The sequence below is a fragment of the Actinoallomurus sp. NPDC050550 genome (assembly GCF_040655075.1).
GTDB lineage: Bacteria > Actinomycetota > Actinomycetes > Streptosporangiales > Streptosporangiaceae > Actinoallomurus.
Window position 1 is genome coordinate 69,921 of sequence record NZ_JBFAJC010000034.1, and the last position, 17,093, is coordinate 87,013.

The following is a 17,093-nucleotide window of genomic DNA, read 5'->3' on the forward strand; positions in this document are numbered from 1 at the left end:
ATCGCCCCCGGCCCTCGCGCACGCGTCGCCAATTCGGGGGGTAATTATGATCGGGGATTTTTCCGCGATCGTGGCACGGGACCTGGGGATCCGCCGCGGCAGGCGGTGGTTGCTGCGTCCCGCCACGTTCGAGGTGACACACGGTGTCGTGGGCCTGACCGGCCCGGCCGGGCCTGCCAGGTCGGCGCTGCTGGAGACACTGGCGACCCTGCGACGCCCGTCAAGGGGCGACCTGGAGGTGCTGGGCCACGACGTGAGCCGGCGGGCCGGGCGGCGCGCGGCGCGCGCCCGGATCGGGCTGCTGCCCGCGCGATTCGCGTGGGCGTCGGGGTTGTCGACCCACGACTTCGTCGCCTACGCGTCCTACTACAAATGCACACCCCGCCGGGCGGTCGACGCGATTCTGGAGCGATTCGGACTCAGCGATGCGGCGTCGATCGAAATGGACATGCTCCCGCAAGATATGCGGTTGCGCGCCGGTCTGGCGGCCACGTGTGTGCACGAGCCGGAGCTCGTCTTTCTCGACGAGCCACTCACCGGCATCGGCGATTCCGAGCGCGAAGAGCTGATCCCGTTGCTGCGGGGCCTCGCCCCGGCCGTGGTGGTCACGGCCGCCGATCCCGCGGAGCTCACGGGGTGGTGCGACCTGAGTTTCGGCATGGTCCGGGGGCGCCTCATCGAGTCGCCGTGCGTCCGCCTCCCCGGGGCGCGGGTGCCGGCCGGTGTCTGACCTTGGGCGGGTGCTGCGGATCGACGCGCGTCGTACGGCCTTGTTCCTGGCCGTGCCGGCGCTGGCGTTCCTCGGTGCCGTGGCGGCCTGGCGGGCGATGCTGCCGGGTGTCGCCTACTGGGACGACGCCGTCGCGGCGCTGTTCTCGTCGGTGTGCCTGCTGGGTCCGGCGTCGGCGGGGTTCGCCGCGTGGGTGGCCCTGCGCGAGCATCGCCTGGACTACCTGCGAGGGCTGACCGCCCGCTCACCCGCCCTGGGTCCCCTGCTCGACCTTCTCCTGCTCGGGATCGTCACGCTCTGCGCCTACACCGTCGTGGCCGCGGTCGTGGCCGCCAAGACGATGATCCACGTGGAGGCCGGCCATCCGAAGCCGATCGGGCCGCTCGCCGGCGCGCTCACGCTGCTGGTGTACACCGTCGTGGGCTATCTCGCCGGCCGCCTTGTCCCGCGCCTGCCGACGGTTCCGGTCGTCGCGGTGGTCACCTACCTGTGGGCGGCCGCCCGCCCCGAGCCGTGGGCGGACCTGCTGCCACCCCCGGGAGTGGGGCACGTGGGGCTGTTCGCCGCACTGCGTACCGAACTGCTCGCGGCCCAGGCCCTGTGGTCGCTCGGGCTGGGGACCGTCCTGGTCGCCGGCTACCTGTGGGCGCTGACCCGGCACGCCTGGCTGGCACTGCCGACGATCGCGGCGGCGGGCGTCGTCACGGGCACCACCCTGTGGCTGCACGGGCAGCAGCGCACCCCGGCCGCCGTGCCGCGCGCCTTCGCGTACTCCTGCCGCCAGTGGCCGCTCACGGTCTGCGTGCACCCCGCCCTGCAAACGGCCCTGCCGTCGCTGGAGGCGGCGCTGACCCCCCTCGCCGCGCGGCTGAGCGGCACGCCGGGCCGCTTCGTCCGCGTCGAGCACCGGCCCGACGACGACTTCCCTCGCCCCGGCCACGGCGTCGTCTACATCCACCTCAGCGACCTGTCCCCCGGGTACGCGCACCGCGCGGCGCAGGAGATCGAGATCAGCCTGCTCGACGCGCGGACCTGCGGCGACCCTCGGCACGCCCTCGGCGCGCGCTACAGCGCGCTCGTCTCGGCATGGCTGCTCGACGAGGGCCCGCCACGGCTCGACGACGCCGTGACCGCCCGCACCTTCGCCCGCTGGGACGAACAGCGCCGGCGCCGATGGCTGCGCATCCGCTACGCTCGCTACCACGCCTGCACCCTGCGTGGCAGAGACTTCCACGAGCGGTGACGTGAGCGAGGGGCGTCACGTTGAGTCACAAACACTGCGACTAACGTGCTCTTTCCCCCGGTATTCACTATCGTCGGGCCGTGGACTGGAGCCTGCTGAAGTGTGCCCGCAAAGGGCACGTCACCTTTGCCCCCGACGAGCCGGCGCTGCGCGACCGGCTGCATGTCGCCACGCCCGCCGGTGAGGCGTGGCGCTGCCTGCGCTGCGGCACCTACGTCCACGGCGAGCCACACGGCCGGGGCCCCGCCGATCACGCCCCGCTCGTCATGCGGGGCCGGGAGCTGCGCGACCAGCTGCTGATGCGCTTCTTCGCGCTCGAGCGGGTGATCCGGGGCCTGTTGATCGTCGCGGCGGCGTACGGCGTGTGGCGTTTCTCGGCCAACCGCGGCTCGATCCAGCGGGCGTTCGAGAAGGACGTCCCGCTGTTGAAACCCCTCGCCAATCAGGTCGGCTGGGACCTCGACCACTCACGCATCGTCGAGAGCATCCACCATGTCTTCACGTTGAAGGCGACCACGCTGACCTGGTTCGCGATCGGGCTGCTGGCGTACGCCGTGATCGAGCTGATCGAGGCGGTCGGCCTGTGGCTGGGCCAGCGGTGGGGCGAGTACTTCGCGGTGGTCGCCACGTCGTTCGGCCTGCCGCTGGAGATCTACGAGCTCACCGAGCGCATCACGGCCGTCCGCATCGGCGCGCTGGCGATCAACGTCGGGCTGGTCCTGTACCTCCTGATCTCGAAGCGGCTCTTCGGCATCCGCGGCGGCAAGGAGGCCTACGAGGCGAAGCGGCGCGGCGAGTCGCTGATCGAGGTCGAGCAGGCGGCGGTCTCCCCGCACGCCGAGACCGCCGGATAGCCGCGTCCGCCGACGTCTCGCACGCGGCCGCCGCACCGCGCGGCCGCCGAGGTGGTCTTCGGCCGGCAGCCCGGCGGCCGGCCGCCGGTGATCATCATCGGCCCTTCCCCAAACGGGTACGGGCTGCGCTATTGATCACTGCCCCGCCGTGGGATGAGCCGGCTTCTTCGGGGTAATCCGGTGTTAGCCGAACCCCCCAGAGGTGAGACGAATGGTGCGACCGGAAGCCCCCGAGGACGAGCCGTCCTCCCGGCAGCCGCGGCGGCCGGGCCTTCGCCTGATCGCGTTTCTCGTCGTGCTCGTCGCGCTGGCGTACGCCGCGCTGCAGGCGGTGCACGCGCTCCCGCACTGGCTCGACCCGTTCAGCGAGCAGACGAAGGACCGCAGCGGGCCCGCCGTCCTGCAGTCGATCCAGAACATCTCCCGGTACGAGGCCGCGACGGGCCAGTTCCAGGTCGTCGTGGACCTGGAGAAGGACGCGCAGTTCCTGCCCAGCCAGGTCCGGGGTCGGCGGACGCTGTTCGTGGGCACGGGGAGCGTCGACTCCTACGTCGACTTCTCGCACCTGGGCAACGGGGCGGTGGCCACGGACAAGAACCGCACGTCGGTGACGATCCGGCTGCCGCACGCCCGGCTCGAGAAGACCAATCTCGATCCGAAACACAGTTATGTCTTCGCTCAGGAACGCGGTCTGTTCGACCGAATCGGCGATTTCTTCAGCTCGAACCCGAATCAGCAGCAGCAGCTGTACCAGCTGGCGGCGCAGAAGATCCAGGACGCGGCCGGGGCCAGTGGCCTGGCGGCGCGGGCCGACGAGAACACCAAGCAAATGATCACGAACCTGCTGCGGGGTTTGGGCTTCAAAAACGTTACGGTGACTTACGCCACAGCGCCGTGATCTTATCGAGACGGCCCACCGGGGAATAGCAAGAAATAAGGGCCGGTTACGGATAAACCGGGGTGATCGCTGTGTCCGTGGCAGGCACGTCAACACTTCATCGCAGACCCACCTGGCCGCTCGCCATTCCCATCGCGGCGGCCTCGGTGGCCGTCGCACTCCCGGCCCTGGGCGGCTCCACGCCCGAACGTCCGGCCCATCTCGTCATCGGCGAGCTCTTCCCGAACGGCCAGGAGTTCCTCCTGGCGCTGATCCTCCTCGCCACCGCGCGCGGAGTGCTCCTGCGCCGCCGGGTCGCCTACTACGTCGTCCTCCTGCTCACCGGGCTGTCGACCCTGGACGCCCTCAACACCCGGCAGCTCGGCCGCCTCATGCTCCTCGTCGCGGCGTTCACCGCGTTCATCCGCTTCCGCGGGGAGTTCACGGCCTCGCCCAGCCGGGTGCGCACCGCCGTCCGCGCCGGCGCCATCACGTACGGCCTCGCGATCGCGTACGGCCTCGCGGTCATGATCCTCCAGTGGCACCAGATCAGCCCCGGGCCCACGCCCGGCGACGCGGGCCGTGAGCTCCTCGCGGGCCTGACCGCCTCGGGCCCCGGCCCGGTCCACTTCGCCGGCTCGGCCGACCACTGGTTCGAGGCCAGCCTGAGCCTGGTCGGCGGCGGCGGGCTGCTCGCCATGCTGGTCACCATGCTCACGCCCGCGCCACCGCCGCCGGCGGGCTCCGAACACGAGCGCGCCGAGGCGGCACGCCTCGTCGACGACGAGGGCTCCGACACGCTGGCCCCCTTCGTGCTGCGCAGTGACAAGTCGTACGTCTTCAGCCCAGACCGGCGCGCCGTCATCGGGTACCGCGTGCTGTACGGCGTCGCCGTCGCGGGCGGCGACCCGGCCGGCGACCCGCGCTCCTACCCGGCCGCCGTAGCCGAGTTCGCCGCGATGGCCGAGCGCTCCGGGTGGCGGATGGCCGTGCTCGCCGCCCGCGGCGACCTGCTCGACCTGTGGCGCCCGTACGGCCTGCGCTCGATCGGCATCGGCGACGAGGTCGTCCTTACCCCGACCGAGTTCGGCCTGAGCGGCCGGAGCATGCGCAACGTCCGGCAGGCGGTGCAGCGCACCCGCAACGCGGGCGTGACCACCGAGGTCGTGCGCGAAGGCGACCTGAGCGCCGACGAGCGCGCCCGGCTCCAGGCGGTGGCCACCGAGGCCATGGGCGGCACGGACGAGCGCGGCTTCTCGATGAACCTCGACGACCTGCTGACCGGCCGGCACGCCTCCTCGGTCATCGTGGTCGCCCGCGACGCCGAGGGCGCGTCCATCGGCTTCCAGCGGTACCTGCCGAGCGCCTGCGGACGCCGGCTGTCCCTCGACGCGATGCGCCGCGTACCCGACGCCCCGAACGGGCTGAACGAGCGCATGATCGCCGACGTCATGGCGTACGCGCGCGAAAGCGGCATCGACGAGGTGTCCCTCAACTTCGCGGCGTTCCGCGAACTGTTCGACACCGCCGAGCGCGGGCTCCTCGAACAGAGCGGCTACCGCCTGATCCACCTGCTCGACCCGTTCATCAAGGTGGAGTCGCTGTACCTGTTCAACCGGAAGTTCCGGCCGCGGTACGTGCCGCGCGCGGTGGCCTTCCCGTCGTGGGCGAGCCTCGTACCCGTCGCGGCGGCGCTGCTCACCCTGGAGTTCGGCCACCGCCACCCGCCCCGTACGGAGTCGAGTCCGGCGGCCGACCCGCTCCCCGAGGACGGCTACGTCGCCTCGCCGTCCCGGTGACCGGCCGGATCAGTTGTCGTTCGTGAGGCCCGCGATGAGCTCGTCGGCGGCGGAGTAGGGGTCGCAGTCGCCGGACAGGACCTTTCCGGCGAGGACGTCGAGGCGTTGGTGGCCGTGCAGGTCGCCCATGCGCTCGCGGAGCGCGGTGACGGCGATGGCCTCGATCTCGTCGCGGACCCGGGCCAGCCGCCGCCGCTGGAGCTCGCCGGACTCCTCCATCCACGCGTAGTGCTCGTCCAGCCTCCGTACGACGTCGTCGACGCCCTCGCCCTTGACCGCGACGGTCGGCACGATCGGCGGCTTCCATCCCACGTCACCGGCCAGCGCGATCATGTTGCGCAGGTCGCGTACGGTCTGCTGGGCGCCGTCCCGGTCGGCCTTGTTGACCACGAAGACGTCGGCGATCTCCAGGATCCCCGCCTTGGCGGCCTGGATGGAGTCGCCCATGCCCGGCGACACCAGCACGATCGTCGAGTCCGCGAGCGAGGCGATCTCCACCTCAGCCTGACCGACCCCGACGGTCTCCACGAGCACGACGTCGCAGCCCGCCGCGTCGAGCACGCGGATGGCCTGCGGGGCCGCCCAGGACAGGCCTCCGAGGTGGCCGCGGCTGGCCATCGAGCGGATGAACACGCCGGAGTCGGCGGCGTGGTCCTGCATCCGGACGCGGTCGCCCAGCAGCGCGCCGCCGGTGAACGGGGACGACGGGTCGACCGCCAGCACGCCGACGCGCAACGCGCGCTTCCGGAACGCCGTGACCAGCGCGCCGGTCGACGTGGACTTCCCGACGCCCGGCGCGCCGGTCAGGCCGACGACCCGGGCGCGGCCGGCGAGCGGGTTCAGCGCGGCCATGATGGGACGCAGCTGCGGCGAGGCGTTCTCCACCAGGGAGATCAGCCGCGCCAGCGCGCGCGGCTGGCCCTTCCTCGCCCGCTCGACCAGATCCTCGACGTCGACGTTGCGCGCCACCCCGTGCCCTCAAACCTTCAGGATGAGGGCGTCGCCCTGACCGCCGCCCCCGCACAGCCCGGCGGCGCCGATCCCGCCGCCCCGGCGGCGCAGCTCGTACGCCAGGTGCAGGACGATCCGGGCGCCCGACATTCCGATCGGGTGCCCCAGCGCGATGGCCCCGCCGTTGACGTTGACCTTGCCCGCGTCGACGCCGAGGTCGCGCATCGACTGGATGCCCACCGACGCGAACGCCTCGTTGATCTCGATGAGGTCCAGGTCGCCGACGGTCAGCCCCTGCTTGCCGAGCGCGTGCTTGATCGCGTTGGAGGGCTGGGACTGCAGGGAGTTGTCCGGACCGGCGACGTTGCCGTGCGCGCCGATCTCGGCCAGCCAGGTCAGCCCGAGCTCCTCGGCCCTGGCCTTGGACATGACGACGACCGCGCACGCGCCGTCGGAGATCTGCGAGGACGAGGCGGCGGTGATCGTGCCGTCCTTGCTGAAGGCCGGCCGCAGGCGCGAGAGGGACTCGGCCGTCGTGTCGGCGCGCACACCCTCGTCGGCGGAGAAGACGACCGGGTCGCGCCGGTTTCCACCCCCTTGGCTGCGCCCCGCCGCCCCCGGGCGCTGCGGGATCTCGACCGGGACGATCTCGTCGTCGAACAGCTGGTTCTTGATCGCGTCGGCGGCCCGCTGGTGCGAACGGGCGGCGAACTCGTCCTGCTCCTCGCGGGAGATGCCCAGCTTCGCGTTGTACCGCTCGGTCGACTCGCCCATCGAGACGCCGTCGAAGGCGTCGGTGAGGCCGTCGTGGGCCGTGGCGTCGAGCACCTCGATCGAGCCGTACTTGTAGCCCTGGCGCGCCTTCGGCAGCAGGTGCGGGGCGTTGGTCATCGACTCCATGCCGCCCGCGACCACGACGTCGAACTCACCGGCCCGGATGAGCTGGTCGGCGAGGGCGATGGCGTCCAGGCCGGACAGGCAGACCTTGTTGATCGTCAGGGAGGGGACGTTCATGGGGATGCCGGCCTTGACGGCGGCCTGGCGGGACGGGATCTGCCCTGCGCCCGCCTGCAGCACGTGGCCCATGATGACGTAGTCGACCTGGTCGCCGGTGAGGCCGGCGCGCTCGAGGGCGGCCCGGATGGCGATCGCGCCGAGGTCCACCGCTGCGAAGTCCTTGAGAGAGCCGAGCAGGCGCCCGATGGGCGTCCGCGCTCCGGCGACGATGACGGATCCGGCCATGGGAACGAGACCTCCGCGAATGATGGGGGCGACGTTTGCCAACATACCCATAAGGAAGCCAGGACTTTCCAGGGAGGTCGGCGCCATGCTCACGCGGATCGATCATGTCGGGATCGCATGCCATGATCTGGAGGAGCGGATCGCTTTCTACGAGAGCACGTTCGGTCTGATCGTGGTGTCCCGGGAGGTCAATGAGCAGCAGGGGGTCAAGGAGGCGATGCTCCACGTCGCCGACGGGCCCGCGGGCTCGTCGTACGTCCAGCTGCTGGAGCCGCTGCACGCCGATACGCCGGTGGGGAAGTTCTTGGCGAAACGGGGAGAAGGCGTGCACCACGTCGGATACGGCGTGGACGACGTGACGGCGGCGCTGGAGGCCATCGGGGCGAAGGGCGTCAGGCTACTGGACGAGCGTCCCCGGCACGGCTCCATGGGAGCGTCGATCGCGTTCCTGCACCCCAAGGACGTCGGCGGCGTGCTGACCGAACTCGTCCAGGCGCGACCGCGCGAGCACTGACCTCAAGGCTCGACACCACGGACGGTTGCCTTACCCGGGCGCTACATGGGCTCTGACAATCACGACAAACTGCCCAGGACGTAAAGTTGAGCCCCCAACACGGCAGTGTCCGGAGTACTCTGCTGTCGCCGGAAAGTGGTCCCGCCCGTGCCTTACCCCGTAACACGCAGTACTCGTGCGGCCATCGTCTGGTACCTCCACCACTTGTAGCCGTCTCGTCACAGCAGGATTGAGCCTCATGCAGTCCGACATCGACGCCCAGCTCAGCAACTTCTTCGAAGACAGCACGCCCCCACGCGAGTTCGACGTGGTGCTGCGCGGCTACGACCGGCACCAGGTCGAAGAGCACATCAAGCAGCTCGACGGCGAGGTCCGACAGAGCCGCGAGCAGACACAGGCGCTGCAGCGCGAGCTCTCCGACGCGCATCGCCAGCTCCAGGAGCAGGAGCGACCCACCTATTCCGGTCTCGGCGCGCGCATCGAGCAGTTGCTGCGCCTCGCCGAGGAGCAGGCGACCGAGCTCGTCCAGGCCGCCCGCACGGAGGCCAACGAGATCAAGGCCGCCGCCAAGGTCGACGCAGCGGAGCTGCGCGCCGCCGCGGAGAGCGAAGCGTCCGACGTCCGCGCCACCGCCAAGCGCGAGGGCGACGACATGCGTCAGACCGCCGAGCGCGAGGCCGAGGAGGTACGCACGACGGCTCGCCGGCACGCCGACGAGCTGACCTCCACGACCGAGCGCGAGGTCGCGAAGCTGCGCGCCACCGCCGACCACGAGGTCGCCGAGAAGCGCGCCGGCGCCGAGCGTGAGATCGCCAAGCTGCGCACCACCACCGAGCGGGAGGTCGCCCAGCTGCGGGCGTCCACCAAGCGGGAGCGCGACGAGATCCTCACCACGGCCAAGCGCCAGGCCGACGAGATGCGGGCCCAGGCCCAGCGCATCCTCGAGGAGAGCGATGCGCAGCGGGCTCAGGCCGAGGCCGAGTTCGAGATCCAGCTGGCCGCCCGGCGCGAAGAGGCCGAGCGGCAGGACACCGAGCGGCACGCGGCGGCGCAGAGCGCCACCCAGAAGCTCGTCGCCGAGGCCGAGCAGCGCGCCGCGTCCGCCGAGCAGCGGGCCACCAAGGCGACCCAGCAGGCCGAGCAGACGCGCCGCGAGGCCGACAACCACGCCAAGCAGCTCGTCGCCAACTCCCGCAAGAGCTCCGAGCAGATCATCGCCGAGGCGAAGTCCCAGGCCGAGCAGCTGCTCACCGAGACCAAGAACGAAGCCGAGAAGATGCGCACCACCGCGCAGCGTCAGGTGGACGAGCTCACGCGCCAGCGCGACAGCATCACCAGCCACCTCAACCAGCTGCGTCAGCTCATCGGCGGCGTCTCCGCGCCGCTGGGCGGCGGCGGAGGCGACGAGGCCATCTCCGCCCCGCCGGAGAAGCCCGCGATCGCTCCGGCCGAGCCGAAGCCCGCACCCAAGCCGGCACCCGCCGCGGCCACCCCGCCGCCGGCGGAGGCCAAGAAGAAGGACGATGACGACGACTGGTGGCAGGAGTGAGCTGACCTGACGGTCGGCTCCGCTGGGCTGCAGGCGATGACCGATCCGCGGTGACCTGCGTCACCGCGGATCGGTGCACGAGATGGTGAAGAGCCTAGGAGTGATCTCCTAGGCTCTTGTCATCATTTCGGGACAAACGCAAGGAGACGGGCGTGCCTGCCGAACCCCACATCGACGGCGAGCAGCGCGAGGAGACCGGCACCCTCACGGAGAGTCCCGGGTCCGGGGGCGAGGTGGCCGCCGTCGATCCGGTCACCGACCTCGAGGCCCGGCAGCGTGAGGCGGGCGTCGACGCGCTCTTCCCCTTCGGCCGCCCCGGCCGACCGCTCACCCGCGGCCACCCGTTCATCTTCGGCTTCTGGGGCGCGCTCGGCGTGCTCGCCGCGTACATGCTCGTCAAGGCGGTCGGCGACGCCCGGGATGTGATCATCCTGATCATCGTGTCGCTGTTCCTCGCCGTCGGCCTCAACCCGGCGGTCGAGGCGCTGACGCGGGTCGGGGTGGGCCGTCGGTGGGGCGTGCTCATCGTGTTCCTGTGCCTGGTCGGCTTCTTCGTGGGCTTCGGTTTCGCGATCGTGCCGCCGCTGACCGAGCAGATCACCGCGTTCGTCAACAACCTCACCAGCGGCAACGGCTACCTCGAACAGCTGCAGAACAACCCGAAGCTGCAGGACTGGGACCACCGCTACCACCTGCTCCAGCGCGCCAGGGACGCGCTGCAGAGCAAGGACCTCGGCAAGCAGGCCGCCAACGGCATCCTCGGCGTTGGCCAGGTGGTGATCAGCGGGGTGTTCAGCACGTTCACCGTGCTGATCCTGACGCTCTACTTCCTGGGGTCGCTGCCGAGCATCACGGGCTTCATGTACCGCCTCGCGCCCCGGTCGCGGCGGGCCCGCGTCGCGCTGCTGGGCGACGAGATCCTCTCCCGCATCGGCGGGTACGTCGCCGGCAACGTGCTGATCTCGATCATCGCCGGCGTCACGTCGTACATCTTCCTGCTGATCGTGAACGTGCCGTACGCCATCGCGCTGGCACTGCTCGTGGCCATCACCGACCTGATTCCGCTCATCGGCGCGACGATCGGTGCGGTCCTCGTCACCGCCATCGCGTTCTTCTCCGGCTTCTGGATCGGCATCGCGTCCGCGATCTTCTTCCTGATCTACCAGCAGGTCGAGAACTACGTGGTCCAGCCGCGCGTGATGAAGAAGTCCGTCGACGTCCAGCCGGCCGTCACGGTCATCGCGGCGCTGATCGGCGGCGCGCTCCTCGGCATGATCGGCGCGCTGCTCGCCATCCCCACGGCGGCCGCGGTCGCGCTGATCATCCGCGAGGTCCTCATGCCTCGCCAGGAGCGGGTGTGATCCGGCGTCAGCGGATCGTACGGCCCAGCGCGGCGACGAACTCCCCGACCGCCTCGTTGAACAGCTGCGGCTGCTCGACGGGGGGAAGGTGACCGGAGCGGGGTACGAGCGTGAGCTCGGCGTTCGGGAGCGCCTCGACCATCGCCCGGGCATCGTCCTCCGTCGTGATCTCGTCCTCCGCGCCGTGGACGACGAGGGCGGGGGCGTGCAGCCCGGCGAGTGACTCGAGGGCGTCCGGGCGGGCCGCCATGGCGCGTTGCGCCCACGCCGCGGCGGACGGGGGCGCCGACTGCACCAGGCCGCGCACGCGTCCATAGATCAGCGCCCGCTGCCGCATGGTCGTCGGCCCGACCAGCCGCGGCAATAATTCCTCGAGGAGGACGTCGACGGTCTTGTCCGCCTCCAGCCGCTCGGCGATGCGCAGCCGGTCGGCCCGCGCCGTCTCGGTGTCCGGCGTGGCCTTCGTGTCGGCGAGCACGACGCCGAGGACCCGGTCCGGGTGCCGCCGGCAGAACGCCAGCGTGACGTAGCCGCCCATCGACAGGCCGCCGACGACGGCGCGGTCGATGCCCTTGGCGTCGAGCAGCGCGGCCACGTCGTCCGCCATGACGTCGACCGAGGGTTCGGCGGTGCCGAGGGGCGAGCCGCCGAAGCCGCGCAGGTCCGGCGTCACCACCCGGAACCGCTCGGCCAGGGCCTCGCGCTGGGCCAGCCACATGGCCGACGACAGCGGGAACGCGTGCAGAAGTACCAGCGGTGTTCCGTTCCCGACGTCGCGGCTGTACAGCGGCACGACTATCACCTCATCAGGTACGAATGCGGCCCAGCCCGGCGAACGCACGAGCACAGCTCATCCTCACCGCTGCGATTCGATCCGCCGAGAGCGTGGCCGAGTTCGGTCGCAGAGGTTTAGAAACCGTCCACGGCGGTGGAAAACCTCTTACGCCGATGCGACGAAAGTTCTACTCCACGTCGGTGGGCAACGGGTACGCCTCCGGCGCGACCTGCCGCACGATCTCGTTCAGCACGATCCGCACGTACGGCTCGCCGACCCACAGGTGCTTGGCGTCGTCGACGGCCACGACCTGCGCCTGCGGCACCCGCTTGAAGCGCTCGCGCGCCTCCGCCGGCTTCAGGTAGTCGTCATGCTCCGGGACGACCGCGACCAGCGGCCGGCCGAACTCCGCCCAGGCGTCGAGGTCGGCGTCGGTCGCCCGGCGCAGCGGCGGGGACAGCAGGATCGCGCCCTCCACGAGCGGGTCGCGGCCCCACTTCAGCGCGAGCTCGGTACCGAACGACCAGCCGAGCAGCCACGCACGCGGTAGGTCGTGGTACTCGGCGTACTCGAGCGCCGCCGCGACGTCGTACCGCTCCGAGTCGCCCCCGCCGAACTCCCCCTCGCTCGTCCCCCGGTCGCTGCTCGTGCCGCGCGTGTTGAACCGCAGCACGGCGAGCCCGGCGAGCGCCGGCAGCCGGTACGACGCCTTGCGCAGGACATGGCTGTCCATCATGCCGCCGTGTGTCGGCAACGGGTGCAGGCAGATGAGGGTGGCGACCGGCGGCCGGTCCTCCGGCAGGGCCAGCTCGCCGACGAGGGTGAGGCCGTCGGCGGTCCCCAACTCGATGTCGGTGCGGCGCGCGGGCAGCACCGTGCTCGCCCGGATCTCCCCCATCTCCGTCCCTTCAGTAGCGCGGGCCGCGGCGGGACCGCTGAACGTTCGGCAGCCGGTTGAGGCGATGGTTCCAGCACGGCCGGTGCCAGTGCCGCCGGTCGTCGAGCCCGCCGCCCTCGGCGGGCCAGGCCACGATGTGCCCGACGCCCGGCGCGATCTCCTGGTCGCACCCGGGGCAGCGGTACGCCTTCGTCCCGCCCGCGATCGGCCGTACGATCCAGTCGCCGTCGGACCCCTCTTCGCTCCGCTGCGGACCGCCGTACGCGCCGGGCCCGGTCTCCCGGACGGCATCGCGGTCACGGCGGTTCTTGCGCGGACTCATGCCGTTCAGGGTACGGGGACCGGGACCGTACGGGACGAATCGGCCCGCACCGGTCGCGCCGGTCTGCAGTGGTCGGTGCCTTACGGGACGAACCGGTTCTCGGAGGGCCAGTGCCGTACGGGTCACGCCGCCTCCTCAGGAGGCGGCGCCGTACGGATCGCTCCGGTGCTCAGGGGCCAGCGTCGTACGGGACGAACCGGTGCTCAGGGGCCAGCGTCGTACGGGACGAACCGGTGCTCAGGGGCCAGCGTCGTACGGGACGAGCCGGTGCTCAGCGGAATGTGCGGCCCGCGGTGAACAGCTCCTCCAGCAGTGCGGAGGGCGCGTACGCGGGCTCGCGGTGCTCGGTGTAGAGGGCGCGCAGCACCTCCACCGCGTGGCCCAGGCCGATCCGGTCCAGGTCGGCGATCGGACCGATCGGGTATCCACAGCCGTACCGCATCGCGGCGTCGATCGCGTCGGCGTCGGCGTACCCGGACTCGAGCATCCGTACGGCGTCGCCCAGGTACGGGACGCGCAGCGCGTCGACGATGAAGCCGGCGCGGTCCCGGCAGCGCACCGGATGCTTGCCGAGCGCGGTGACGTACTCGGTCGCCCGGCGCGCGACCTCCGTCGCGGTCACCACGGTCGTGGCGATCTCGGCGAGCTCGCCCTCCGGATCGGGCAGGTGCAGCCCGACGACGTCCTGCGGCCGGTCCGTGGCCGCTGCCAGCTCGATCACCGGCACGGTCGTGGCCGTCGTGGCGAGGATGGCACCCGGCTTGGCCACGTCGTCGACGGCGGCGAACAGCGACCGCTTCACCGACGTGTCCTCGGCCACCGCCTCGATGATCAGGTCGCACTCGGCGAGTAGCGCCAGCTCGGTGCCGCCCTCGACGGGCTGCTCCAGCGCCGCGGCCACGGCCTGGGCCTTCTCTGTGTCGCCGGCGACGAATCGGACGTCGGCGCCGGCGCGCAGGCACCCTCGGATGAGGGCGACGGCCAGCGGGCCCGACCCGACGACCCCGACCCGGGGCGGCGGCTCGACGGCCCCGGCCTCGGCCTGCGCGGTCGGCACGGCCGGCCTGTCGTAGGAGTAGAAGCCGCGGCCGGTCTTGCGGCCCAGGAGCCCGGCGGTGACGAACTGCCGCAGAATCGGCGCGGGCGCGTGCCGCCGGTCCCGTGTCTCCCGGTAGATGGCCTCGCAGACCTCCAGGGAGACGTCGAGTCCGATGAGGTCCATCAGCGTCAGCGGCCCCATCGGCAGGCCGGTCGCCTTCATCGCGGCGTCGATGTCCTCGCGGGTCGCGTGCCCGGAGTCGTACATCGCCGCGGCCTGGTTCAGGTAGCCGAACAGCAGCCGGTTCGCGATGAACCCGGCGCGGTCGCCGATGGTGACTCCGACCTTGCCCAGCCGCTCGACCAGGTCCTGGACGACGGCCAGAGCCTCCGGCCGGGTCAGCACGGTGTGGATGATCTCCACGAGCTTCATCACCGGCGCGGGGTTGAAGAAGTGCACGCCGACGATCTGCTCGGGGCGGTTCGTGCTGACGGCGATCTCGGTGACCGACAGCGACGACGTGTTGGTGGCGAGGACGGCGTCGGCCCGGCAGACCTCGTCGAGCTGCTCGAACACCCGGCGCTTGAGCGCCAGTTGTTCCGGCACGGCCTCGACGACCAGGTCGCAGTCGCTCAGGGCGCCGAACGAGGTGGACAGCTCGATCCGGTCGAGGATCGCCTGCTGTTCTTCGGCCGAGAGCTTGCCGCGCTTCACGGCCCGGCCGGTGGAGCTCTCCAGGTGCCCGCGGCCGCGCTTCAGCGCCTCGTCGCCCACCTCGATCCCGACGACGTCCAGCCCGCTCCGAGCGAGCACCTCGGCGATCCCTGCCCCCATCGTGCCGAGCCCTACGACCCCGACCTTGTTCAGCGAAGCACCCATGCCCGCAGTCTCCCAGAGCTTCTGGTCCAGCTGTAAGGCCGACCCGGTCAGGTTGGTTATATCTGTATAATAGTTATATGTACGGAACTAGACGACGCGCCGACCGCTCTCCCGCCCCAGGCGACACCGCCCCGCCGGACCAGCGGCGGCGCCTACTGATCCTCGCGATCTGCTGCATGAGCCTGTTCATCGTCGGCCTGGACAACACGATCGTGAACGTCGCCCTGCCCTCCATTCAGCGCGATATCCACGCATCCGTCTCCGGCCTGCAGTGGATCATCGACGCGTACACGGTCGTGCTCGCCGCCCTGCTGATGCTGTCGGGCTCGACGGCGGACCGGATCGGGCGGCGGCGGACGTTCCAGACCGGCCTGATCCTGTTCACCCTGGGCTCTCTGCTGTGCTCCCTGTCGCCGAGCCTGGGCTGGCTGGTCGCCGCGCGCATGGTGCAGGCGGTCGGCGGCTCCATGCTCAACCCGGTCGCCATGTCGATCATCACGAACACCTTCACCGACCCCCGGGAACGGGCCCGCGCCATCGGTGTGTGGGGTGGCGTGGTGGGCATCAGCATGGCGCTGGGCCCGCTGCTCGGCGGTACGCTCGCCGCCTCCGCCGGCTGGCAGGCGATCTTCTGGATCAACATTCCGGTGGGCCTGGCCGCGTTCGTGCTGTGCGCACGGTTCGTACCTGAATCGCGCGCCCCGCGCCCGCGGCCGGTAGACCCGGTCGGCCAGCTCCTGATCGTCGTGCTGCTCGCCGGCCTCACGTACGGGATCATCGAGGCGCCGAGCGCCGGATGGGGCTCCGCGCAGACGGTGGGTTGCCTCGCGGCGGCCGCCCTCGCGCTGGCCGGCCTCATCCCGTACGAACTGCGCCGCGCCGAGCCGCTGATCAACCCGCGGTTCTTCCGCAGCACCCCGTTCGCGGGCGCGACGGTCATCGCCATCTGCGGGTTCGCCTCGCTCGGCGGCTTCCTCTTCGTCAACACCCTCTACCTGCAGGACGTCCTCGGCCACTCCGCGTTCCACGCCGGTCTGCTCACCCTGCCGATGGCCGGGATGACCCTGCTCTGCGCACCGCTGTCCGGCCGCATCGTCGGTAGGGCCGGGCCGCGCGTACCGCTGATCGTCGCGGGCGGGACGATGGCCGCGAGCGCGCTGATCCTCACGAGCCTCACCGGCCACACCCCGACGTGGCGTCTCATGGCGGCGTACGTGCTGTTCGGGCTCGGGTTCGGCATGGTCAACGCGCCGATCACCAACACCGCCGTCTCCGGCATGCCGCGCGCCCAGGCCGGAGTCGCCGCCGCCGTCGCCTCCACGAGCCGCCAGATCGGTCAGTCCCTGGGCGTCGCCGTCATCGGATCCCTGGTCACCTCGGCCGTGCACGGGCCGCTGCGCACCGGATTCCCGCAGGCCAGCCACCTCGGATGGTGGGTCAGCGTGGGTTGTGGCAGCGTGATCCTGGCTCTCGGTATCCTCACGACCGGCCGCTGGGCCAGGCAGACCGCCGCGCGCACCGCGGAGCGGCTCGACCACGGCTCGATCAGGACGGCGGACACCTCATGAGCGACGCGACGAACGGCCCCGCGGACGCAACCGGCCCGTCGGCCTCCGGCGTGGCGGAGCCGGAGGCGGCCGTCCGCGTCTGGGCGGCCATGGGCGACCTCGTCCTACGGCAGGAGGATCGCCGCAAGGAGATCACCGACACGCTCGGCATGAGCTTCTTCCGCGTCAAGGCGCTGCGCCGCCTGCTGCCCGGCCCGCTCACGATGCGCGAGCTGACCGCCCGCCTCCAGACCGAGAAGCCGTACACCACCCTGGTCGTCGACGACCTCGAAAAACGCGGCTACGTGGAGCGCAGCGTCCATCCCGAGGACCGCCGCTCCAAGATCGTCTCGCTCACTCCGGCCGGGGCGGCGGTCGCCCGTCAGGCGCACGACATCCTGGCCCGGCCGCCCCGCTCCCTGCTCGCCCTCGAGCCGGACGAACTCGCCGCCCTCGACCGGATCATGGCCAAGCTCCGCTCGTCGTCCGCGTAGGCCTTACCCCGAGCCCGCC

At 71.3% G+C, this 17,093-nt stretch carries 16 protein-coding genes; 10 read left to right on the top strand and 6 right to left on the bottom strand.

Going from position 1 to position 17,093, the window contains the following annotated elements:
- The first annotated feature begins 70 nt into the window (after positions 1-70).
- From AB0I04_RS35825 to AB0I04_RS35845, 5 genes are all read left to right on the top strand, one after another.
- On the top strand, positions 71-730 hold the full coding sequence (locus AB0I04_RS35825) for an ATP-binding cassette domain-containing protein (protein WP_360894891.1): 660 nt from the start codon (positions 71-73) through the stop codon (positions 728-730).
- Positions 723-1,973 (top strand): hypothetical protein, encoded by a 1,251-nt coding sequence (locus AB0I04_RS35830; RefSeq protein ID WP_360894894.1) that lies wholly within the window; start codon positions 723-725, stop codon positions 1,971-1,973. The genes AB0I04_RS35825 and AB0I04_RS35830 overlap by 8 nt, the downstream gene beginning before the upstream one ends.
- An 80-nt stretch (positions 1,974-2,053) precedes the next feature.
- Positions 2,054-2,827 carry a DUF2127 domain-containing protein gene (locus tag AB0I04_RS35835; RefSeq protein ID WP_360894896.1) on the top strand — a complete coding sequence of 258 codons (774 nt, stop codon included), beginning with the start codon at positions 2,054-2,056 and terminating at the stop codon, positions 2,825-2,827.
- Positions 2,828-3,038: 211 nt separating this feature from the next.
- Entirely contained in the window at positions 3,039-3,725 is a 687-nt protein-coding gene (locus tag AB0I04_RS35840; RefSeq protein WP_360894899.1) for a DUF4230 domain-containing protein, read from the top strand.
- Positions 3,726-3,871: 146 nt separating this feature from the next.
- On the top strand, positions 3,872-5,503 hold the full coding sequence (locus AB0I04_RS35845; protein WP_360894902.1) for a phosphatidylglycerol lysyltransferase domain-containing protein: 1,632 nt from the start codon (positions 3,872-3,874) through the stop codon (positions 5,501-5,503).
- 9 nt (positions 5,504-5,512) lie between these two features.
- Here AB0I04_RS35845 and meaB read toward each other — a convergent pair whose 3' ends face one another.
- Both meaB and AB0I04_RS35855 read right to left on the bottom strand, forming a co-directional pair.
- Entirely contained in the window at positions 5,513-6,472 is a 960-nt protein-coding gene (gene meaB / locus AB0I04_RS35850; protein ID WP_360894905.1) for a methylmalonyl Co-A mutase-associated GTPase MeaB, read from the bottom strand.
- 9 nt (positions 6,473-6,481) lie between these two features.
- Positions 6,482-7,696: an acetyl-CoA C-acetyltransferase gene (locus AB0I04_RS35855; RefSeq protein ID WP_360894908.1), complete on the bottom strand. Its 1,215-nt coding sequence runs from the start codon at positions 7,694-7,696 to the stop codon at positions 6,482-6,484.
- An 85-nt stretch (positions 7,697-7,781) separates the two neighbouring features.
- Between AB0I04_RS35855 and mce the strand changes: the two genes are divergently transcribed.
- The 3 genes from mce to AB0I04_RS35870 all read left to right on the top strand — a co-directional run bounded on the left by mce (position 7,782) and on the right by AB0I04_RS35870 (position 11,120).
- Complete coding sequence (gene mce / locus AB0I04_RS35860; RefSeq protein WP_360894911.1) at positions 7,782-8,210, top strand: methylmalonyl-CoA epimerase; 429 nt, start codon at positions 7,782-7,784, stop codon at positions 8,208-8,210.
- A gap of 238 nt (positions 8,211-8,448) precedes the next feature.
- Positions 8,449-9,759 carry a DivIVA domain-containing protein gene (locus tag AB0I04_RS35865; protein WP_360894912.1) on the top strand — a complete coding sequence of 437 codons (1,311 nt, stop codon included), beginning with the start codon at positions 8,449-8,451 and terminating at the stop codon, positions 9,757-9,759.
- 152 nt (positions 9,760-9,911) lie between these two features.
- Complete coding sequence (locus AB0I04_RS35870; protein WP_360894915.1) at positions 9,912-11,120, top strand: AI-2E family transporter; 1,209 nt, start codon at positions 9,912-9,914, stop codon at positions 11,118-11,120.
- A 7-nt stretch (positions 11,121-11,127) separates the two neighbouring features.
- Here the strand turns inward: AB0I04_RS35870 and AB0I04_RS35875 are convergent, their stop codons facing one another.
- The 4 genes from AB0I04_RS35875 to AB0I04_RS35890 form a co-directional block, all read right to left on the bottom strand.
- On the bottom strand, positions 11,128-11,913 hold the full coding sequence (locus tag AB0I04_RS35875) for an alpha/beta hydrolase (protein WP_360894918.1): 786 nt from the start codon (positions 11,911-11,913) through the stop codon (positions 11,128-11,130).
- A 169-nt stretch (positions 11,914-12,082) separates the two neighbouring features.
- Complete coding sequence (locus AB0I04_RS35880) at positions 12,083-12,793, bottom strand: alpha/beta hydrolase (RefSeq protein WP_360894921.1); 711 nt, start codon at positions 12,791-12,793, stop codon at positions 12,083-12,085.
- 10 nt (positions 12,794-12,803) lie between these two features.
- Positions 12,804-13,115 carry an ATP/GTP-binding protein gene (locus AB0I04_RS35885; RefSeq protein WP_360894924.1) on the bottom strand — a complete coding sequence of 104 codons (312 nt, stop codon included), beginning with the start codon at positions 13,113-13,115 and terminating at the stop codon, positions 12,804-12,806.
- A 271-nt stretch (positions 13,116-13,386) separates the two neighbouring features.
- On the bottom strand, positions 13,387-15,033 hold the full coding sequence (locus tag AB0I04_RS35890) for a 3-hydroxybutyryl-CoA dehydrogenase (protein ID WP_360894927.1): 1,647 nt from the start codon (positions 15,031-15,033) through the stop codon (positions 13,387-13,389).
- A gap of 77 nt (positions 15,034-15,110) precedes the next feature.
- On the opposite strand from AB0I04_RS35890, the gene AB0I04_RS35895 reads away from it, so the two are divergent.
- Together AB0I04_RS35895 and AB0I04_RS35900 are read left to right on the top strand one after the other, a co-directional pair.
- A complete protein-coding gene (locus tag AB0I04_RS35895; protein ID WP_360894930.1) occupies positions 15,111-16,601 on the top strand; it encodes an MFS transporter in 1,491 nt (496 codons plus the stop codon).
- Positions 16,598-17,074 carry a MarR family transcriptional regulator gene (locus AB0I04_RS35900; protein WP_360894933.1) on the top strand — a complete coding sequence of 159 codons (477 nt, stop codon included), beginning with the start codon at positions 16,598-16,600 and terminating at the stop codon, positions 17,072-17,074. Before AB0I04_RS35895 ends, AB0I04_RS35900 begins: the two co-directional genes overlap by 4 nt.
- Positions 17,075-17,093: the final 19 nt, after the last annotated feature.